Source organism: Streptococcus sp. CCH8-C6, from assembly GCF_001557225.1.
Lineage (GTDB): Bacteria > Bacillota > Bacilli > Lactobacillales > Streptococcaceae > Streptococcus > Streptococcus sanguinis_C.
In genome coordinates, this window is sequence record NZ_LSJN01000032.1 from 82884 (window position 1) to 99862 (window position 16979).

The following is a 16979-nucleotide window of genomic DNA, read 5'->3' on the forward strand; positions in this document are numbered from 1 at the left end:
CTTAGTTTTAAGACAAGAAAACATATAAATATATAGACATCAACAACTTTACTCCGCTCTTTTTCTGTCGAAAAAAGTGCTGATTTATGGTAAAATAGGGTCACTACTGTACGAGGAAATATCATGTCAAACAAGTTTGAAATTTTAATGAATCAGCTGGATATGCCACTGGAAATGAGAAATTCAGAGGCCTTTTTGAATGCAGAAATTGAGAAGGTTCTGGTCCACAAGGTCAGTCGGGTCTGGGAGTTTCATTTTTCTTTTGCGAATATTCTGCCGGTTGAGATTTTTCGGGAATTGCAGAAGCGCTTAGCTCAAGAGTTTTCTAAGACGGGCAATCAAGCTATTTTTGAAATTCACTGTCAGGCTCCTCAGGTGTCGGATGAGCTCTTACAGGCTTATTACCAGCTGGCCTTTGAGGAAGGTCCATGTGCCAGTCATGGCTTTAAAAGCCTGTATCAGGATTTGCGGGTTCATTTGGATGGGGACAAGCTGCTGATTGAGGGGGCTTCGACCATTGATACGGAGCATTTTCGCAAGAATCATCTGCCCAACCTCAGCCAGCAGTTGGTCAAGTACGGCTTTCCTCAGTTGACCTGTCAGGTTCAGCACAGCGATGAGCTGACCCAGCAGCAAGCGGAGAATTTCCAGGCGGAGAATGACAAGATTGTCCAGGCAGCCAATGAAGAGGCGCTCAAAGCCATGGAATCCCTGCAGCAGATGGCACCGCCGCCAGAGGAAAAGCCAGCCTATGACTTCCAAACTCGCAAGGCTGCAGCTAAGCCAAAGCTGGACAAGGCAGAGACTACCCCTATGATTGAAGTTCAGACTGAAGAAAACCGTCTGGTCTTTGAGGGAATGGTCTTTGATCTGGAGCAGAAGGTCACTCGGACCGGCCGGGTCTTGCTCAATTTCAAGATGACAGACTATACTTCCAGCTTCTCCTTGCAGAAATGGATGAAAAATGAAGAAGAAGCCAAGAAGTTTGACATGATTAAGAAAGGTGCCTGGTTGCGCGTGCGGGGAAATGTGGAGATGAACAATTTCACCCGCGACCTGACCATGAATGTGCAGGCTGTGCAGGCTGTTACTCACTATGAGCGCAAGGATCTGATGCCTGAGGGTCAGAAGCGGGTTGAATTTCACGCTCATACCAATATGTCTACTATGGACGCTCTGCCTGAGGTAGAGGAAATCGTTGCAACGGCAGCTAAGTGGGGCCACAAGGCTGTCGCCATTACCGACCATGGCAATGTGCAGAGCTTTCCCCATGGCTACAAGGCTGCAAAGAAGGCTGGTATTCAGCTGATTTACGGTATGGAGGCCAATATTGTAGAAGACCGGGTTCCAATCGTCTACAATGAAGTAGACATGGCGCTGAGCGATGCGACCTATGTAGTCTTTGACGTGGAAACGACGGGGCTTTCGGCGGTCTACAATGACTTGATTCAAGTTGCGGCCAGTAAGATGCATAAGGGCAATATCATCGCTGAGTTTGATGAGTTTATCAATCCTGGGCATCCTCTTTCGGCCTTTACGACGGATCTAACCGGGATTACAGATGAGCATGTCCGCAATGCCAAACCGCTAGAGCAAGTTCTGAAAGAGTTTCAGGAATTTTGCCAGGACAGTGTCCTCGTTGCCCATAATGCCACCTTTGACGTGGGTTTTATGAATGTCAACTATGAGCGGCATGGCTTGCCGAAAATCACTCAGCCAGTTATTGACACGCTGGAATTTGCCCGCAACCTCTATCCAGAGTATAAGCGTCATGGTTTGGGGCCTTTGACCAAGCGTTTCCAGATTGCTCTGGAGCACCACCACATGGCTAACTATGACGCGGAAGCGACTGGCCGCCTCCTCTTTATCTTTATCAAGGATGTGGCTGAAAAGCATGGTGTGACAAATCTCAAGGATTTGAATACGGATCTGGTCGATGAGAATTCTTACAAGAAGGCTCGGGTCAAGCATGCGACCATTTATGTGAAAAATCAGACGGGGCTCAAGAATATTTTCAAGTTAGTCAGTCTGTCCAATACTAAATATTTTGAAGGTGTCCCGCGGATTCCACGAACCGTGCTGGACGCCCATCGTGAAGGCCTGATTCTGGGCTCAGCCTGTTCAGAAGGCGAAGTCTATGATGCTGTTGTCTCTCAGGGGGTGGATGCGGCTGTCGAAGTAGCCAAGTATTATGACTTTATCGAGGTTATGCCGCCGGCTATCTATGAGCCACTGATTGCCAAAGAGCAGATCAAGGACCAAGAAGAACTGCAGACCATTATTCGCAATCTGATTGAGGTCGGAGATCGTTTGGGCAAGCCTGTTCTTGCGACGGGGAACGTCCACTATATCGAGCCGGAAGAAGAAATCTATCGTGAAATTATCGTCCGGAGTCTGGGTCAGGGAGCCATGATTAACCGGACTATTGGTCACGGTGAAAATGCCCGGCCGGCACCGCTTCCTAAGGCTCACTTCCGGACCACCAATGAGATGCTGGACGAATTTGCCTTTCTAGGCGAGGACTTGGCTAAGAAGTTAGTCATCATCAATCCGAATCAGCTGGCAGAGACCTTTGAGCCAGTCGAGGTTGTCAAGGGGGACCTCTATACACCTTTCATTGACAAGGCTGAGGAGACAGTTGCTGAGCTGACCTATCAAAAGGCCTTTGAAATTTATGGCAATCCGCTGCCAGATATCGTAGACTTGCGAATTGAAAAAGAGCTGACTTCTATCCTGGGGAATGGTTTTGCCGTGATTTATCTGGCTTCGCAGATGCTGGTGCAGCGCTCCAATGAGCGGGGCTATCTGGTAGGCTCGCGGGGGTCAGTCGGATCCAGCTTTGTCGCGACCATGATTGGGATTACCGAGGTTAATCCCTTGTCACCCCACTATGTCTGTGGCAAATGCCAATACAGCGAGTTCATCACGGATGGATCTTATGGTTCTGGCTTTGATATGCCGGATAAGGACTGTCCAGAATGTGGTCACAAGCTGAGCAAGAACGGTCAGGATATTCCATTTGAGACCTTCCTTGGATTTGACGGGGACAAGGTACCCGATATTGACTTGAACTTCTCTGGAGAGGATCAGCCAAGCGCCCATTTGGACGTGCGGGATATCTTTGGTTCAGAATACGCCTTTCGGGCTGGGACCGTTGGTACCGTTGCGGCTAAGACGGCCTATGGATTTGTCAAGGGCTACGAGCGCGACTACGGGAAGTTCTACCGGGATGCAGAAGTTGAGCGTCTGGCACAGGGAGCTGCAGGAGTCAAGCGGACGACTGGACAACACCCGGGAGGAATCGTTGTTATCCCTAACTACATGGATGTTTATGACTTTACACCGGTCCAATATCCAGCCGATGATGTGACAGCCGAGTGGCAGACCACCCACTTCAACTTCCACGATATCGATGAAAATGTCCTCAAGCTAGACGTTCTGGGACACGATGATCCGACCATGATTCGGAAGCTTCAGGACTTGTCTGGAATTGATCCTAATGACATTCCTATGGATGATGCCGGTGTCATGGCCCTCTTTTCTGGGACAGACATTCTGGGTGTGACTCAGGAGCAAATCGGCACGCCGACTGGTATGCTGGGGATTCCGGAGTTTGGGACTAATTTTGTACGGGGCATGGTTGATGAGACCCATCCGACAACTTTTGCCGAGCTCTTACAGCTATCTGGTCTCTCTCATGGTACGGACGTTTGGCTGGGTAATGCTCAGGACTTGATCAAGCAAGGGATTGCTGACCTGTCCACCGTTATCGGCTGTCGGGACGACATCATGGTTTACCTCATGCACAAGGGCTTGGATCCTAAGATGGCCTTTACGATCATGGAGCGCGTGCGGAAGGGCCTTTGGCTGAAGATTTCTGAAGAAGAGCGCAATGGCTACATCGCAGCCATGAAGGAAAACAATGTGCCAGAGTGGTACATCGAGTCCTGTGGAAAGATCAAGTACATGTTCCCCAAGGCCCATGCGGCAGCCTACGTTATGATGGCCCTGCGGGTAGCCTACTTCAAGGTGCATCATCCGATTTATTACTACTGTGCCTACTTCTCTATTCGGGCTAAAGCATTTGATATCAAGACCATGAGTGGCGGACTTGATGCCGTCAAACGCCGGATGAACGAAATCGCTGAAAAGCGCAAGAACAACGAAGCCTCCAATGTAGAAATTGACCTTTATACAACCTTGGAAATCGTCAATGAAATGCTGGAGCGGGGTTTCAAATTCGGAAAGTTAGATCTCTACAAGAGCCATGCAACTGAGTTTCTCATCGAAGGAGATACCCTTATTCCACCATTCTCCGCTATGGACGGTCTGGGTGACAACGTTGCCCGCCAAGTAGTCAGAGCGCGCGAAGAAGGCGAATTTCTCTCTAAGACAGAACTCCGCAAACGCGGCGGCCTCTCTAGCACCCTAGTCGAAAAAATGGACGACATGGGTATTCTGGGTAATATGCCAGAGGATAACCAGTTGAGTCTGTTTGATGAATTTTTCTAAAATATAGAAAGAGGTTTTTATGAAACTTACCATTTCCGCTCAGGATAAGCCTGCGCAAAAGGTGTTTGATTACCAGCTGGATCTTGACCCAGATACGATTTTGAAAATGACTGCCTTGATTTGCGGCACAGTGGCAGCGGTTAGCCTACTGTCCCTGTTTAAAGAGAAATAACAAAAGAAAAGGAGAAGCAGCATGGTTCTGCCAAATTTTAAAGAAAACTTAGAAAAATACGCTAAACTATTGGTTGCCAATGGTATCAATGTGCAGCCGGGTCACACGGTGGCGCTCAATATTGATGTGGAGCAGCGTGAGCTGGCTCACTTGATTGTCAAGGAAGCCTATTCTCTGGGTGCTCACGAGGTCATCGTCCAGTGGGCGGATGATTTGACTACGCGGGAGAAATTCCTCCATGCGCCGATGGAGCGCTTGGACAATGTTCCAGACTATAAGGTGGCTGAGATGAACTATCTCCTCGAAAAGAAAGCCAGCCGCTTGGGCGTTCGTTCATCTGATCCGGGGGCTTTGAATGGCGTGGATGCTGAGAAATTATCGGCTTCTGCTAAGGCTATGGGGATAGCCATGAAGCCGATGCGGATTGCAACCCAATCCAATAAAGTCAGCTGGACAGTCGCAGCAGCAGCGGGTACAGAGTGGGCTAAGAAGGTCTTTCCAAATGCAGCCAGCGATGAGGAAGCAGTAGATTTGCTTTGGGATCAGATTTTCAAAACCTGCCGTGTCTATGAGGATGACCCAGTAGCCGCTTGGAAAGCTCATGAAGAAAAACTCAGCTCAAAGGCTAAAGTTTTGAATGAAGAGCAATTCACTGCTCTGCACTACGCAGCTCCTGGAACAGACTTGACATTGGGCTTGCCCAAGAACCATCACTGGGAGTCAGCTGGCAGTCTCAATGCTCAGGGCGAGTATTTCATTGCCAATATGCCTACAGAAGAGGTCTTTACAGCACCCGACTTCCGTCGGGCAGAAGGTTATGTGACTAGCACCAAGCCTCTTAGCTACAATGGCAACATCATCGAGGGCATCAAGGTAACCTTCAAGGATGGACAGATTGTGGATATTACTGCTGAAAAGGGCGACCAGGTTATGAAGGATCTTGTCTTTGAAAATGCGGGTGCGCGTGCTTTAGGTGAGTGTGCCTTGGTGCCAGATCCAAGCCCGATTTCCCAGTCAGGCATTACTTTCTTCAATACTCTCTTTGATGAAAATGCTTCTAACCACTTGGCTATCGGTGCAGCCTATGCGACTAGTGTGGTCGGTGGAGAGAATTTCTCTGAAGAAGAGCTTGAAGCAGCGGGTCTCAACCGCTCGGATGTCCATGTGGACTTTATGATTGGCTCTGATCAGATGGATATTGACGGTATCCGAGAAGACGGCAGCCGTGTAGCAATCTTTAGAAATGGAGACTGGGCAATCTAAGATTTCGAGTTGCCTTAAATGGCGCATTCCATAATGATAGCTTCCACTTGCTTCTTTAGAAGCCTTGCTAGAAATATAGAAAGAAGGGGAATATATGATTGGTAGTATGTTTGTCGGTTTTATTATCGGCCTTATCGCCGGGGCTATTACCAGCCGTGGGGAGCGCATGGGCTGTATCGGAAAAATCCTCTTGGGTTGGTTTGGTTCCTTGATAGGTCAATTTCTTTTTGGTCATTGGGGACCAATGCTGGCTGATACAGCTGTTGTTCCATCAGTGCTAGGAGCAGTTATCCTCTTGGCTATTTTCTGGAGACGGGATAGTTAGATAGAAAAAAATACCTAGATAGTTTCTATCTAGGTATTTTTGATAATGATATATAAGCTATTTACTCAATCACCAACATGCCGTCTTTGACTGCAAATGGGTCTTTTTCATTGATGCGGTCGTAGAACATGATACCGTTGATATGGTCGATTTCATGCTGAACGACAATGGCGTTATAGCCCTTGAGTTTGATACGATGCTTTTGGCCGTCCTTATCAAAGTAATCCACGGTGACTCGTGCATGCCGAACCACGTAGCCTGGTACTTCTCGATCGACTGACAGGCAGCCTTCACCATCAGCTAAGGCTGCATCCTGAACGGAGTGGGCTACAATCTTAGGATTGTACATCAGCGTTTGCAGGCTATAAGCTTCCTTAGGCGGATTGCCCTCTTCGTCCTCAGGGTTGGGAACTAAAACAGCGATGAGCCGTTTAGAAATATCCAGCTGGGGAGCAGCTAGACCAACACCGCCGCGCAGCCCCATTTTTTCTGCCATGACTGGGTCTTGGGAATGCTTGAGAAATTGCATCATCTTCTCGCCCAGAATGATTTCTTGGTCTGATAGAGGGAAGCTGACTTCCTCAGCGATAGCGCGCAGGGTCGGATTGCCCTCGCGGATAATGTCCTTCATATCAATTAAATGGGATGGTTTGGTTAATCGTTCAATAACAGATGTTTTTTCACTCACAGACATGATTCTCTCCTTTTTTCTCTCCTTCATCATAACATAAAACCTGCAAGAAATAAAGGCGGGAGCGGTTTTGACTGGCTGGCAGTGCCTGATTTTGAATGAAGCCACAGCGACCCTTAATATTCCTGACAAAGAAATTGCGTCTTGGCCCAAAAAACTGTATGATAGAGGTAGTGTGAATTTTAAAGGAAAATAGAATGAAAAAATTGATGGAAAAGGTGAGTATCCTCTCGCTTTCTTTGATTCTGACGACGGCTTTTTCGATTTCCAGTGCCCAGTCGGCCATGTTTGCTTTTTATAAAGGGATTCCAGAAAGTTGGGTAGAACTTCTGGTTTCTTTGCCTTCGGCTGGGATTATGCTGATGTTGCTGTTTAATAGGGTCATTGAAGAATACCTGACAGAGCGTCAGATGATTGTGAGCGGGCTTCTGATTTTTTCACTTTGCGGGCTTCTTCCTCTTCTTAATCAGTCTTACTGGCTTATGTTTGTATCTCGGCTTGTCTTTGGGATGGGAATCGGTCTGCTCAATGCCAAGGCTATCTCGATTGTTAGCGAGCGCTACAAGGGACAGGAACGCGTTCGGCTTTTAGGACTGAGAGGGTCGGCAGAAGTAGTCGGGACAGCACTCTTGACTTTTGGAGTCAGTCGACTTCTTCCTCTCGGCTGGCAGGCTGCCTTTCTCGTCTATACCTTTGGACTGGTGGTTTTGGCTCTTTATCTGCTTTTTGTTCCTTATTACAAGGTCTCTGAAAAGCAGCAAGAACAGTCTGAATCGACTCCTAAGCTAAGCAGTCATGATTGGCAGTTAAGTCTAGCTTTTGCCTTTGTGGCGGGGGTTATTGTGCTGACCTATATCGCCATCAATGTGCGGGTGCCGGGGATTGTAGAGAAGTCAGGCATGGGGACAGCCCAGATTGCAGGCGTGATTCTTTCCTTGATGCAGTTGATTGGGATTGCAGCGGGTATCAGCTTTGCTAGTTTGACCCGTCTTTTTGGAGATAAACTGCTGATGCTTTCTGGTCTGGTTTTTGGACTGACTCAAATTATTATTGGCTTCTCACCAAATCTCTTGTCACTTAGCATGGCTACTATTAGCGCCGGTTTTGTCTATAGTGTCGGTCTGACGACCATTTTTTACACCCTGTCAGAGCGTGTTTCCGCCCACCTCCTCAATCAAGCCACTTCTATCGTGATTTTAGGCTGCAGTATAGGAGCCACGGCCACTACATTTGTCCTCAGTTTCATTGGGAGATTCTCTAATGCTCCATCTTTTATCTTCAGCGTTTTGGGGCTGGCTATGATTCTGACCTCGCTCTTTGTCTTTGTTCTAAGATTTAGCAAAGTCAAGAGCGGAATGGCTTCAGGAAGTTAGGAGGTTAGATTATGCGTCTGGATAAATTTTTAGCAGAAAATGGTCTGGGCTCACGCGCTCAGGTCAAGCAGCTCCTAAAGAAAGGGCTGGTTTTGGTCAATGGCAGAGCAGAGAAATCACCTAAGACTCAGATTGATGAGACAGCAGATGAGATTATTGTTTCTGGCCAAAGGCTGACCTATGAGAAATTCGTCTACTACCTTCTGAACAAGCCGCAGGGAGTCATTTCGGCGACAGAAGATGACCGTCATCAGACAGTTCTGGACTTGCTGGATGAGACTGCCCGTCAGAAAGAAGTCTTCCCTGTCGGTCGCTTGGATATTGATACCCACGGCCTGCTCCTTCTGACCAATAATGGCAAGCTAGCCCATGCCATGCTGTCACCTAAAAAGCACATAGAAAAAATCTACCGAGCTCAAGTGGCAGGCCTGATGAACCAAGCAGATGTAGAGCGCTTTGCTGCAGGAATAGAACTGAAAGATTTCACCTGTCAGCCAGCTCATCTCAAGATTTTAGAGCTGGACGAGGCAAAAGAGACTTCTCTCGTAGAAATTACCCTAGCTGAAGGCAAGTTCCACCAGGTCAAGCGCATGGTAGCTGCCTGCGGAAAAGAAGTTACAAATCTTCAGCGCCTCACGATGGGACCCCTACAGTTGGATCCCGCACTAGCTCCTGGAGAATGGCGGAGGTTGACTACTGATGAATTAGAACGTTTAACAATTTTTAAAGTTGAGCTTTAAAATCCAGCACCTAATGAATAGGTGCTGGGTTTTAATTTACGCCGTTTTTGGGATATATTCAAAAATTACAATATATCTTAGGCACAATTCTTTTGATAATTTCCTGATGACAATTGGACTGAATTTTGATTGAAAACGTTAACTATTTTGTTTATACTAATAATATAGGAGGGCTAGAAGTGTTATCAAATGAGCTCATTGAAAAATTTCAGCTTTTATCCAAATATTCAGATTCTTCTCTTGAGGAAATGGAAAAACTTCTAAAAATTAATCGTAAATATCTTATTCTGCAAATTGAAAAAATTAACGATGTTTTAGAATCTTTTCATTTTCCAGTTATTGAGGTGAAAGGAGGACGAATTAGAACTCCGGCAGTACCCTTGAATAGCCTTTTTGAAAAGATATCTCATCATACAGGTGACTATCTTTTTCATGAAGAGCGCTTAGAAATGATTGTGCTTTATATTCTGTTGGCTCAGCACTTTGTATCCAATCAGCATTTACAGAATCTATTGCAGATGAGCAGAAATTCAGTCCTGTCGGATATAAAAAGGCTTAAGCAACATTTACTTTCTTATCAGATAGAACTGTCTTATACTCGTAAACAGGGATATTTTTTAGCAGGAAAAACAAAAAAGCTCATTTATCTATTAGAGAAGACATTGAGTGAGCTTTTGTCAATAGCGAGTGGGCGCTGGGTACTTCGATATTTGCTTGAAGATTGTGGTCTAGAGCTTAATGATGGGGAAGTTGCAGACAGACTCGTTTTACTCGGAAAAAAGTATAACATTCATTTTTTGTCTGAAAAAACGAAAGAAGTAAGCTGTCTTATCGCTATTTTAAAAGCGGGGAGTTTAAAAATATGTCCTGACGATGATATTGTCTTAGGAGAGATATATACAAATTCTTTGTTTGATTTATGTGAAGAACTATTACAAACTTACCCAGAGTTGGCAGGCAAAAAGAATTTTATCTTTTCTCGCTTGCTAGGTTGTACAGAAGGAAATCTTCAAGTTTTTTCTGACCAAAGGGTATTTGAGTTGATGGAAGATATAATAGAACAGGTCAAAGCTCATACAGGAGCAGATTTTTCTCAATCTCCTCAATTTCGTCAAAATTTATACTCGCATCTTTATCCAGCGTATTATCGCCTGTTATTTGATATTCCTTTAATAAATCCATTGAAAGAACAGATTAAAGCAGATTTTGGCTCACTCTACTATTTGGTAAAACGAAGTCTTATTCCTTTAGAAGAATACGTAGGCAAACTATTAAGTGATGATGAGGTAGCTTACTTCACGATTCATTTTGGTGGATATTTAGAGGGAGAGTATAAGAAAGATAGTATACAAACTTTAAGGGCTTTGAGTATCTGTCCAAATGGAGTGAGTTCTTCCCTGATTCTTCAGGCGGAATTAAAGCATCTTTTTCCAAATATGATGTTTAAGCCTGTTCACCAGCTTGATGAAGCTAAAAAGATAGACATTGAAGAATATGACCTTGCTTTTTCAACAGTTCCGTTTGAATCAGAAAGACCAGTCTATATACTGCAGCCTGTTATGAAGGCTGTTGAAAAGACCATGTTAAAACGCAGAGTCATCAGTCAATTTTCTTGGATTGAAACTCAAGGAATTTCCTTAGACGGGTTGATAGAAATTATAGAGCGACATACAACGATTCATCACTATCCTGAGCTAATGAGAGAACTATCGAATTACTTGATAGGCTGGCAACAAGGTCAGACGAGAGGAGGATATGGTTTGACAGAATTATTAAAAAAAGAATTTATTCAACAGACTAATCAGGTCAAGGATTGGAAAGAAGCTATTTCTTTGGCAGCCGCACCTTTGCTGAGGGGAAATTATATTGAGCAGTCTTATATTGAAGGAATGATTGCTTCTGTGGAGAAGTTAGGAGCCTATATTGTACTAGCACCGAAAGTCGCTGTTCCTCACGCTGCTCCTGATTTGGGGGTAAACAAGTTAGGAATGAGTTTGCTGCAGGTGGCAGAGCCAGTTGATTTTGATGTAAAAGGAGATGAGGAAAAACAAGTTCAGTTGATTTTTGTACTTGCCGCCATTGATTCAACTGCGCATTTGAAAGCTTTACAAGAGCTTGCTATGATTTTAGATGACGATGAGTCCATAGAACAGTTAATTGCAGCAGAAAATCCAGATGAAATAATGGAAATCATTACCGAAACAATAAAGAATGGAGAAAAAGATGATTAAAATTGTCACAGTTTGTGGAAATGGTATTGGCAGCAGCTTACTTCTTCGGATGAAAGTAGAAGCCATTGCCAAAGATTTAGGAATAGAAGTAGAAGCAGAATCTTGTGATTCTAATGCAGCGGTCGGAAAGGGAGCAGACCTATATGTGACAGTGAAAGAATTTCAAGATATCTTTCCTGAGGGAACAAAGGTTTGTATCGTTAAGAGCTATACTAATCGCAAAAAAATCGAAGCAGACCTTGTTCCTGTATTAGAAGAAATGAGAAATCAATAAGAAGAAAGAATGGAGGTTCAGCCATGAATGGTATACTCACGCTGTTTCAAAATATCTTAAGTGAACCAGCCTTTTTAATGGGACTGATAGCTTTTGTTGGTTTAGTAGCTCTTCGAACTCCAAGTCATAAAGTTTTGACTGGAACACTAGGGCCGATTCTAGGGTATTTAATGTTAGCCGCTGGAGCAGGAGTTATTCAAAATAATTTATCTCCTTTAGCTAGTTTGATTGAAAAAGGGTTTGGTATTACAGGTGTTGTTCCCAATAATGAAGCTGTAACATCAGTTGCTCAGAAAATACTGGGTGTTGAGACGATGACAATTCTCATTGTTGGCTTATTGCTAAATTTATTATTTGCTCGTTTTACTCGCTTTAAATACATCTTTTTAACAGGGCATCATAGTTTCTTTATGGCTTGTTTATTGTCAGCCGTTTTAGGAGCAATTGGCTTTAAAGGAGCTGCCATGATTGCAGTAGGAGGATTTATATTAGGTGCTTGGTCAGCTATTTCTCCAGCTATTGGACAGAAATATACTCTTCAGGTAACGGACGGAGACGAGATTGCAATGGGACATTTTGGCAGTCTGGGTTACTATCTCTCAGCCTGGATTGGATCTAAGGTAGGAAAAGGCAGCACCAGTACAGAGGAGTTGAAAATTTCAGAAAAATGGAGCTTTCTTCGCAATACTACAATATCAACAGGTATTGTCATGGTTGTCTTTTATCTAATAGCAACAATTGCTTGTCTGATTCGTAGTCCTAAAACAGTTGAAGAGTTAGCAGCTGGTAAGAATCCTTTTATATTTGCTATCGTCAGTGGTCTAACTTTTGCGGTTGGTGTCGCTATTGTATATGCAGGGGTGCGGATGATACTTGCTGATTTGATTCCTGCTTTTCAAGGTATCGCCACTAAGCTTATTCCGAATGCTGTACCAGCTGTGGACTGTGCTGTATTCTTCCCTTATGCGCCTACAGCAGTTATTATTGGTTTTGCCTTTAGCTTTTTAGGTGGACTGATTGGTATGTTCATTCTGGGAGCAATAGGTGGTGTGCTGATTATTCCCGGTATGGTTCCTCACTTTTTCTGTGGTGCAACAGCGGGAATCTATGGCAATGCAACTGGAGGACGGAAGGGAGCTGTTTTAGGTTCTTTTGTAAACGGCCTATTCTTAGCCTTTTTACCTGCAGCGGTTTTGCCAGTATTAGGTGAACTAGGTTTTGCAAATACGACCTTTGGTGATTTTGACTTTGGTGTATTTGGTATTTTGTTAGGTCGCGTAGGAGATTCTGTTGGTCAAGTTGGTATTTATGTGGTAGTAGCAGTTCTAGCAGTTATATTGCTTTTACCAAATTTCCTCAGTAAATCAGATACAGCACTGAATAATGTTTGCGACGAAGAAGAATAAGAGGGCGAATAATGGCACGAAAATTATCTATTAAAGTTTATTCAGATGGCGCAGTTTTGGAAACTATGCTAAAGGATCTAAATTCTGGTTTGGTATCGGGATTTACCACTAATCCTAGCTTAATGAAGAAAGCAGGTATCACCAGCTATGTAGGATTCGCTAAAGAAGTATTAAAGGATATTAAGGAATTTCCCGTTTCTTTTGAGGTGTTTGCTGATGACATTGAAACAATGGAAAAAGAAGCAGAAAAAATAGCCTCACTGGGAGAGAATGTTTATGTAAAAATACCTGTGACAAATTCTAAAGGGGAATCAACTGTTGATTTAATGAAACGTCTAGCAGCAAAAGGTGTTAAAATCAATGCTACAGCTATTTTCACTCTTGAACAAGTTCGCGAGGTAGTTGGAGCTTTGAAGGCAGGTACTCCAGGGATAGTGTCAGTTTTTGCTGGACGTATCGCAGATACGGGTGTGGATCCTGTGCCGATTATGAAAGAAGCACTGTCTATTTGTCGTCAAAAAGACGGAGTAGAGTTGTTGTGGGCTAGTCCGCGCGAAACCTATAATATTTATCAAGCGGATGAGTTAGGGGTTGATATTATTACCTGTACCTCAGATTTGATTCAAAAATTATCGTTAAATGGTAAAGATTTGACAGAATATTCCCTAGAAACAGTTCAGATGTTTTTGAAAGATAGTACTAGTCTTGGTTTTAAAATCTTAGATGCTTGATTTAATATTTTAAAATCCTAACCTTAAACCCCAGTTCTTAATGAAGTAGTACTGGGGTTTTAATTTGTTTATTTGACCGAGGCAGAAATGGTTTCTTTGAGGTTGAATTATAAATATTATATTTTAAATTTTAATGAATTCTTTGGGATTGAGAAGCATAACTCAAATTCAAGGATATTTTTTATCTATAATTTCTGAGGACGGCAAGATTATTTGTTTTCAATAAAAATGCTTATAATTTATAGTTTTAAACTTGATTTAGCTTATGTAAACGGTATTCATTAAAGGGTTTTTGTGGTATAATTATGGTATATCCATAGGGGTGTTTGAAGCTATTTTTATTTAAAATTATAAGGAAAAAGAATTTTTTAGACACGATGACAGCCTGTTTTGATACTTAATTTTATCAAATTACTAAGCTTTGTACATTTTATGTGGATTTTGGGCTGATATGCTTGCTATTTTCCCTAATTAGTTATATGATTTTAAGTTGAGTGTAGAGAAATACGATACATAAAAGTATTTTAAACATAAATCTTGTTTTTAAAATGGGAAAATGATATTTAAAGGAGAAGAAAGTGAAAACTTTACTATTCGGAAACACAGGTTACATATCTAAAGAATTTATTGAGGAAGCTTTCCCAAATAGTGACGTTTATATTTTTGGAGATACGCACTTAACCAAGCTAAAAAAGGTGACTGTTTTTAAACAATCTGCGTCAATTGGTATCTCTGAAATCTTAGAAAATTATCATTTTGATCAAATTTTGTATCTCTCAAATTATTTGACCTATAAAAATCAACAGATTGGTGAGTTGGAAAGATTGCAAGATTTCCTGAAAAATACTACGAAGTTATCTTGGTCAAATATTCTATATGTCACAGGACCGGAAATTATTAATCTCCCTCAGGATTTGGAAAGAGCAGCAGAGAATCTTTGCTTACATTGGGCAAGTACATACAGTGGTTCTCTGAAAATTATTCGGAGCCCCTATGTCTATTCTGCAAAACAACCAGAGGATTATTTCTATGGTTTAATGGACAATCTTCGGCGAAATCAGCCAATCAGTTTTGATGAGCAACCAGACGAAGTACTGAATTTCATTAATTCAGAAGATTTAGCGGAGCTTGTATATAAGGTATTTAATAGTTGGACGGATGAGGCTGAAATTTTGACAATAGCTAATCCTTTTCAAGATACTTTCAAACTTTTAGCAAGCAAATTACAGGATTTAACTCTGACACGTAGTTCGATTACTTTCCAGCCATCCAATAAGTTATCTCCTGTATATCAATCAATAGACAAAAATAATCTGCGCGGTCGGTATGGATGGTTTATCCATTATTCTATCGTAGATGATTTATCAGATCTGTATGATCAATTTATTAGTGAAGGAAAGCCGTTGAGAAGGCTTGAATTTCGTAGTTTGAAAAGAAATGTTTATAAACTACGTTCTCACAGTGATTTTCAAAAAATCGCGGAAGTCTTCCTTGCTTTTATAGTTTCAGAAGTCTTAAGTTTAGTCGTAACAAGGTTCAATCAACTAGGAATGATTGATGTAAGGCTCTTATTTGTAACTCTAATTAGTACTATTTTTGGTACGGTTTACGGTATATTTGCTGGTGTTCTATCTGTTTTAGGATTGTTTACGATGAGTCTAGTGGCAGGTAATAAATGGCAATCTATTATTTATAATACTGATAGATGGCTTCCATTTGCTGCATATATTTTTGTAGCGCTTATTTGTGGTATTATCCAAATGAAATATCAGGATGAGAAAGAATTACTGGAAAAAGAAAATCAATTGTTGAATGAACAGAATGAATTCTTAACACTTTCATATGAAGATGCGACTCACGATAGAGATGTGCTAGTTCAAAAGGTTGTTAGTAGTCATCATGGTAGCAGTCAACTTTATGATGTTTTCAAACGCTTAAACAAGAGAACGGTTGAAGAGATCATTGTTGAAGCTGAAAGAATTATTGGAGAAGAATTTTCAACTGACACAGTGCATTTTTATCCTCTATCACAGTTCTCTGATTTTAAATTAGAGTTGTATCCTCAGTTAAACGAAGGATTGGAAAATGAATCCGTTTGGATTAATAGGAAATTACTCCCAGATTATCCTACTATTGCTGTTGAGATGAAGAGTGCTTCGGGCCTACGCTATCTTATATGGATTGAAGATGTTGCTTATGATAAGTTGACCTTAACAAGACTTCATTTCTTGCAAATGGTTAATGAATTAACAGCTTCTATGGTGGACAAAGCTGGTTATTATCAAGTCTTCTCTAATATGAAGAAGAACCCCGGTTTGGCGGCACATATTAGTCCAAGTGAAATCAGACAAGGAAACTAAAATGGAGTGGATGATTACTAGTTTTTTCGTACTTTTATACGTGGCTCTATCTATGCATTCGTTTGTTTCTTTAAAGAAAAAACGAATTCAGTTACCTATGTTTTACATTATTTTCCCCATTTGCCTACCGTTTTTAGGCTATATCATGCTTTGGGGGTTGAATCTTTCTTTAAATAAAGAGGAGACTGACATCTCTCTGGATCAAAAGGATCCAGATGAATGGTTTGAGGTAGATGATACTCAAAAAATGAGTAGAGTTGAGAGCGCTTATAATCATGTTGAAGAAGTCATTCCATTAGAAGAAGCTCTAGTTTTGAAAGATAAGGAAGTTTCTCGGTGGATGCTAATGGAAATCGTCAGTCGGGCACCAGCTAAATTTATCGATTTATTATTCTTAGCTCGGCAGGATGATGATACTGAGGTTGTCCATTATGCAACAACCTTGATTGCAGAAATTTCTCGACAATATGATATTCGATTGCAGGCATTGGAAAAAAAACACCAAGATAATCCGACTGATTATCGTGTTCTAGCGGAATATTGTGCTGTATTAGAAGCATATTTGCAAAAGGATTTGGTAACTAAGAGGATGGGAGAATTATTGCGAAAAGATTATTCTAATCTCTTAGAAAAGAAACTTCATCAAAAAGAGCAGCTTTCTGATTATATAAAACTGATAGAGAATGATTTTTTGCTTAAGCGTTATGAGCGAGTTAAAGAATATCTGGACTTCGTTTCTCAAAAGTGGCCTCACCAAGAAGCTATTTATATGCTTTATTTAAGATATTATTTTGAAACAAGCCAGGGAGAAAGGTTAGAAGAATTGGTAGAAATAATCCAAAATGGTTCTATTTATCTTTCTAAAGAGAATCGTGAACGTCTCGCTTTCTGGCAATCGTAG

At 42.1% G+C, this 16979-nt stretch carries 13 protein-coding genes; 12 read left to right on the plus strand and 1 reads right to left on the minus strand.

Going from position 1 to position 16979, the window contains the following annotated elements; all coding sequences use genetic code 11:
• Positions 1–123 precede the first annotated feature (123 nt).
• The 4 genes from AX677_RS03500 to AX677_RS03510 all read left to right on the plus strand — a co-directional run bounded on the left by AX677_RS03500 (position 124) and on the right by AX677_RS03510 (position 6272).
• Positions 124–4512: a PolC-type DNA polymerase III gene (locus tag AX677_RS03500; RefSeq protein WP_060976184.1), complete on the plus strand. Its 4389-nt coding sequence runs from the start codon at positions 124–126 to the stop codon at positions 4510–4512.
• A gap of 19 nt (positions 4513–4531) precedes the next feature.
• Positions 4532–4684 carry a hypothetical protein gene (locus AX677_RS09405; protein ID WP_000778898.1) on the plus strand — a complete coding sequence of 51 codons (153 nt, stop codon included), beginning with the start codon at positions 4532–4534 and terminating at the stop codon, positions 4682–4684.
• Positions 4685–4705: 21 nt separating this feature from the next.
• Positions 4706–5947, plus strand: a complete 1242-nt coding sequence (locus tag AX677_RS03505; protein WP_060976185.1) for an aminopeptidase — start codon at positions 4706–4708, stop codon at positions 5945–5947.
• A gap of 94 nt (positions 5948–6041) precedes the next feature.
• On the plus strand, positions 6042–6272 hold the full coding sequence (locus AX677_RS03510; protein WP_002908679.1) for a GlsB/YeaQ/YmgE family stress response membrane protein: 231 nt from the start codon (positions 6042–6044) through the stop codon (positions 6270–6272).
• A 61-nt stretch (positions 6273–6333) separates the two neighbouring features.
• On the opposite strand, the gene def is transcribed toward AX677_RS03510, so the two are convergent.
• Complete coding sequence (gene def / locus AX677_RS03515) at positions 6334–6966, minus strand: peptide deformylase (protein ID WP_060976186.1); 633 nt, start codon at positions 6964–6966, stop codon at positions 6334–6336.
• 194 nt (positions 6967–7160) lie between these two features.
• Between def and AX677_RS03520 the strand changes: the two genes are divergently transcribed.
• The 8 genes from AX677_RS03520 to AX677_RS03555 all read left to right on the plus strand — a co-directional run bounded on the left by AX677_RS03520 (position 7161) and on the right by AX677_RS03555 (position 16979).
• On the plus strand, positions 7161–8336 hold the full coding sequence (locus tag AX677_RS03520) for an MFS transporter (RefSeq protein WP_060976187.1): 1176 nt from the start codon (positions 7161–7163) through the stop codon (positions 8334–8336).
• An 11-nt stretch (positions 8337–8347) separates the two neighbouring features.
• Positions 8348–9076, plus strand: a complete 729-nt coding sequence (locus AX677_RS03525) for a pseudouridine synthase (protein ID WP_060976188.1) — start codon at positions 8348–8350, stop codon at positions 9074–9076.
• 125 nt (positions 9077–9201) lie between these two features.
• A complete protein-coding gene (locus AX677_RS03530; RefSeq protein ID WP_060976189.1) occupies positions 9202–11307 on the plus strand; it encodes a BglG family transcription antiterminator in 2106 nt (701 codons plus the stop codon).
• Positions 11300–11581, plus strand: coding sequence for a PTS sugar transporter subunit IIB (locus AX677_RS03535; RefSeq protein WP_032908242.1), 282 nt, complete (start codon positions 11300–11302; stop codon positions 11579–11581). Before AX677_RS03530 ends, AX677_RS03535 begins: the two co-directional genes overlap by 8 nt.
• Positions 11582–11604: 23 nt before the next feature.
• Positions 11605–12987: a PTS ascorbate transporter subunit IIC gene (locus AX677_RS03540; protein ID WP_060976190.1), complete on the plus strand. Its 1383-nt coding sequence runs from the start codon at positions 11605–11607 to the stop codon at positions 12985–12987.
• 11 nt (positions 12988–12998) lie between these two features.
• Positions 12999–13718 carry a transaldolase gene (locus AX677_RS03545; RefSeq protein WP_004193448.1) on the plus strand — a complete coding sequence of 240 codons (720 nt, stop codon included), beginning with the start codon at positions 12999–13001 and terminating at the stop codon, positions 13716–13718.
• Between the two features lie 578 nt (positions 13719–14296).
• Complete coding sequence (locus AX677_RS03550; RefSeq protein WP_060976191.1) at positions 14297–16078, plus strand: hypothetical protein; 1782 nt, start codon at positions 14297–14299, stop codon at positions 16076–16078.
• A gap of 1 nt (position 16079) precedes the next feature.
• Positions 16080–16979, plus strand: coding sequence for a hypothetical protein (locus AX677_RS03555; RefSeq protein ID WP_060976192.1), 900 nt, complete (start codon positions 16080–16082; stop codon positions 16977–16979).

Bases quoted from the DNA above. Each gene is read 5' to 3' on its own strand.
- AX677_RS09405 (WP_000778898.1), top strand. From the start codon at position 4,532: ATGAAACTTACCATTTCCGCTCAGGATAAGCCTGCGCAAAAGGTGTTT.
- AX677_RS03535 (WP_032908242.1), top strand. From the start codon at position 11,300: ATGATTAAAATTGTCACAGTTTGTGGAAATGGTATTGGCAGCAGCTTA.
- AX677_RS03540 (WP_060976190.1), top strand. From the start codon at position 11,605: ATGAATGGTATACTCACGCTGTTTCAAAATATCTTAAGTGAACCAGCC.
- AX677_RS03520 (WP_060976187.1), top strand. From the start codon at position 7,161: ATGAAAAAATTGATGGAAAAGGTGAGTATCCTCTCGCTTTCTTTGATT.
- AX677_RS03525 (WP_060976188.1), top strand. From the start codon at position 8,348: ATGCGTCTGGATAAATTTTTAGCAGAAAATGGTCTGGGCTCACGCGCT.
- AX677_RS03555 (WP_060976192.1), top strand. From the start codon at position 16,080: ATGGAGTGGATGATTACTAGTTTTTTCGTACTTTTATACGTGGCTCTA.
- AX677_RS03510 (WP_002908679.1), top strand. From the start codon at position 6,042: ATGATTGGTAGTATGTTTGTCGGTTTTATTATCGGCCTTATCGCCGGG.
- def (WP_060976186.1), bottom strand. From the start codon at position 6,966: ATGTCTGTGAGTGAAAAAACATCTGTTATTGAACGATTAACCAAACCA.
- AX677_RS03505 (WP_060976185.1), top strand. From the start codon at position 4,706: ATGGTTCTGCCAAATTTTAAAGAAAACTTAGAAAAATACGCTAAACTA.
- AX677_RS03500 (WP_060976184.1), top strand. From the start codon at position 124: ATGTCAAACAAGTTTGAAATTTTAATGAATCAGCTGGATATGCCACTG.
- AX677_RS03545 (WP_004193448.1), top strand. From the start codon at position 12,999: ATGGCACGAAAATTATCTATTAAAGTTTATTCAGATGGCGCAGTTTTG.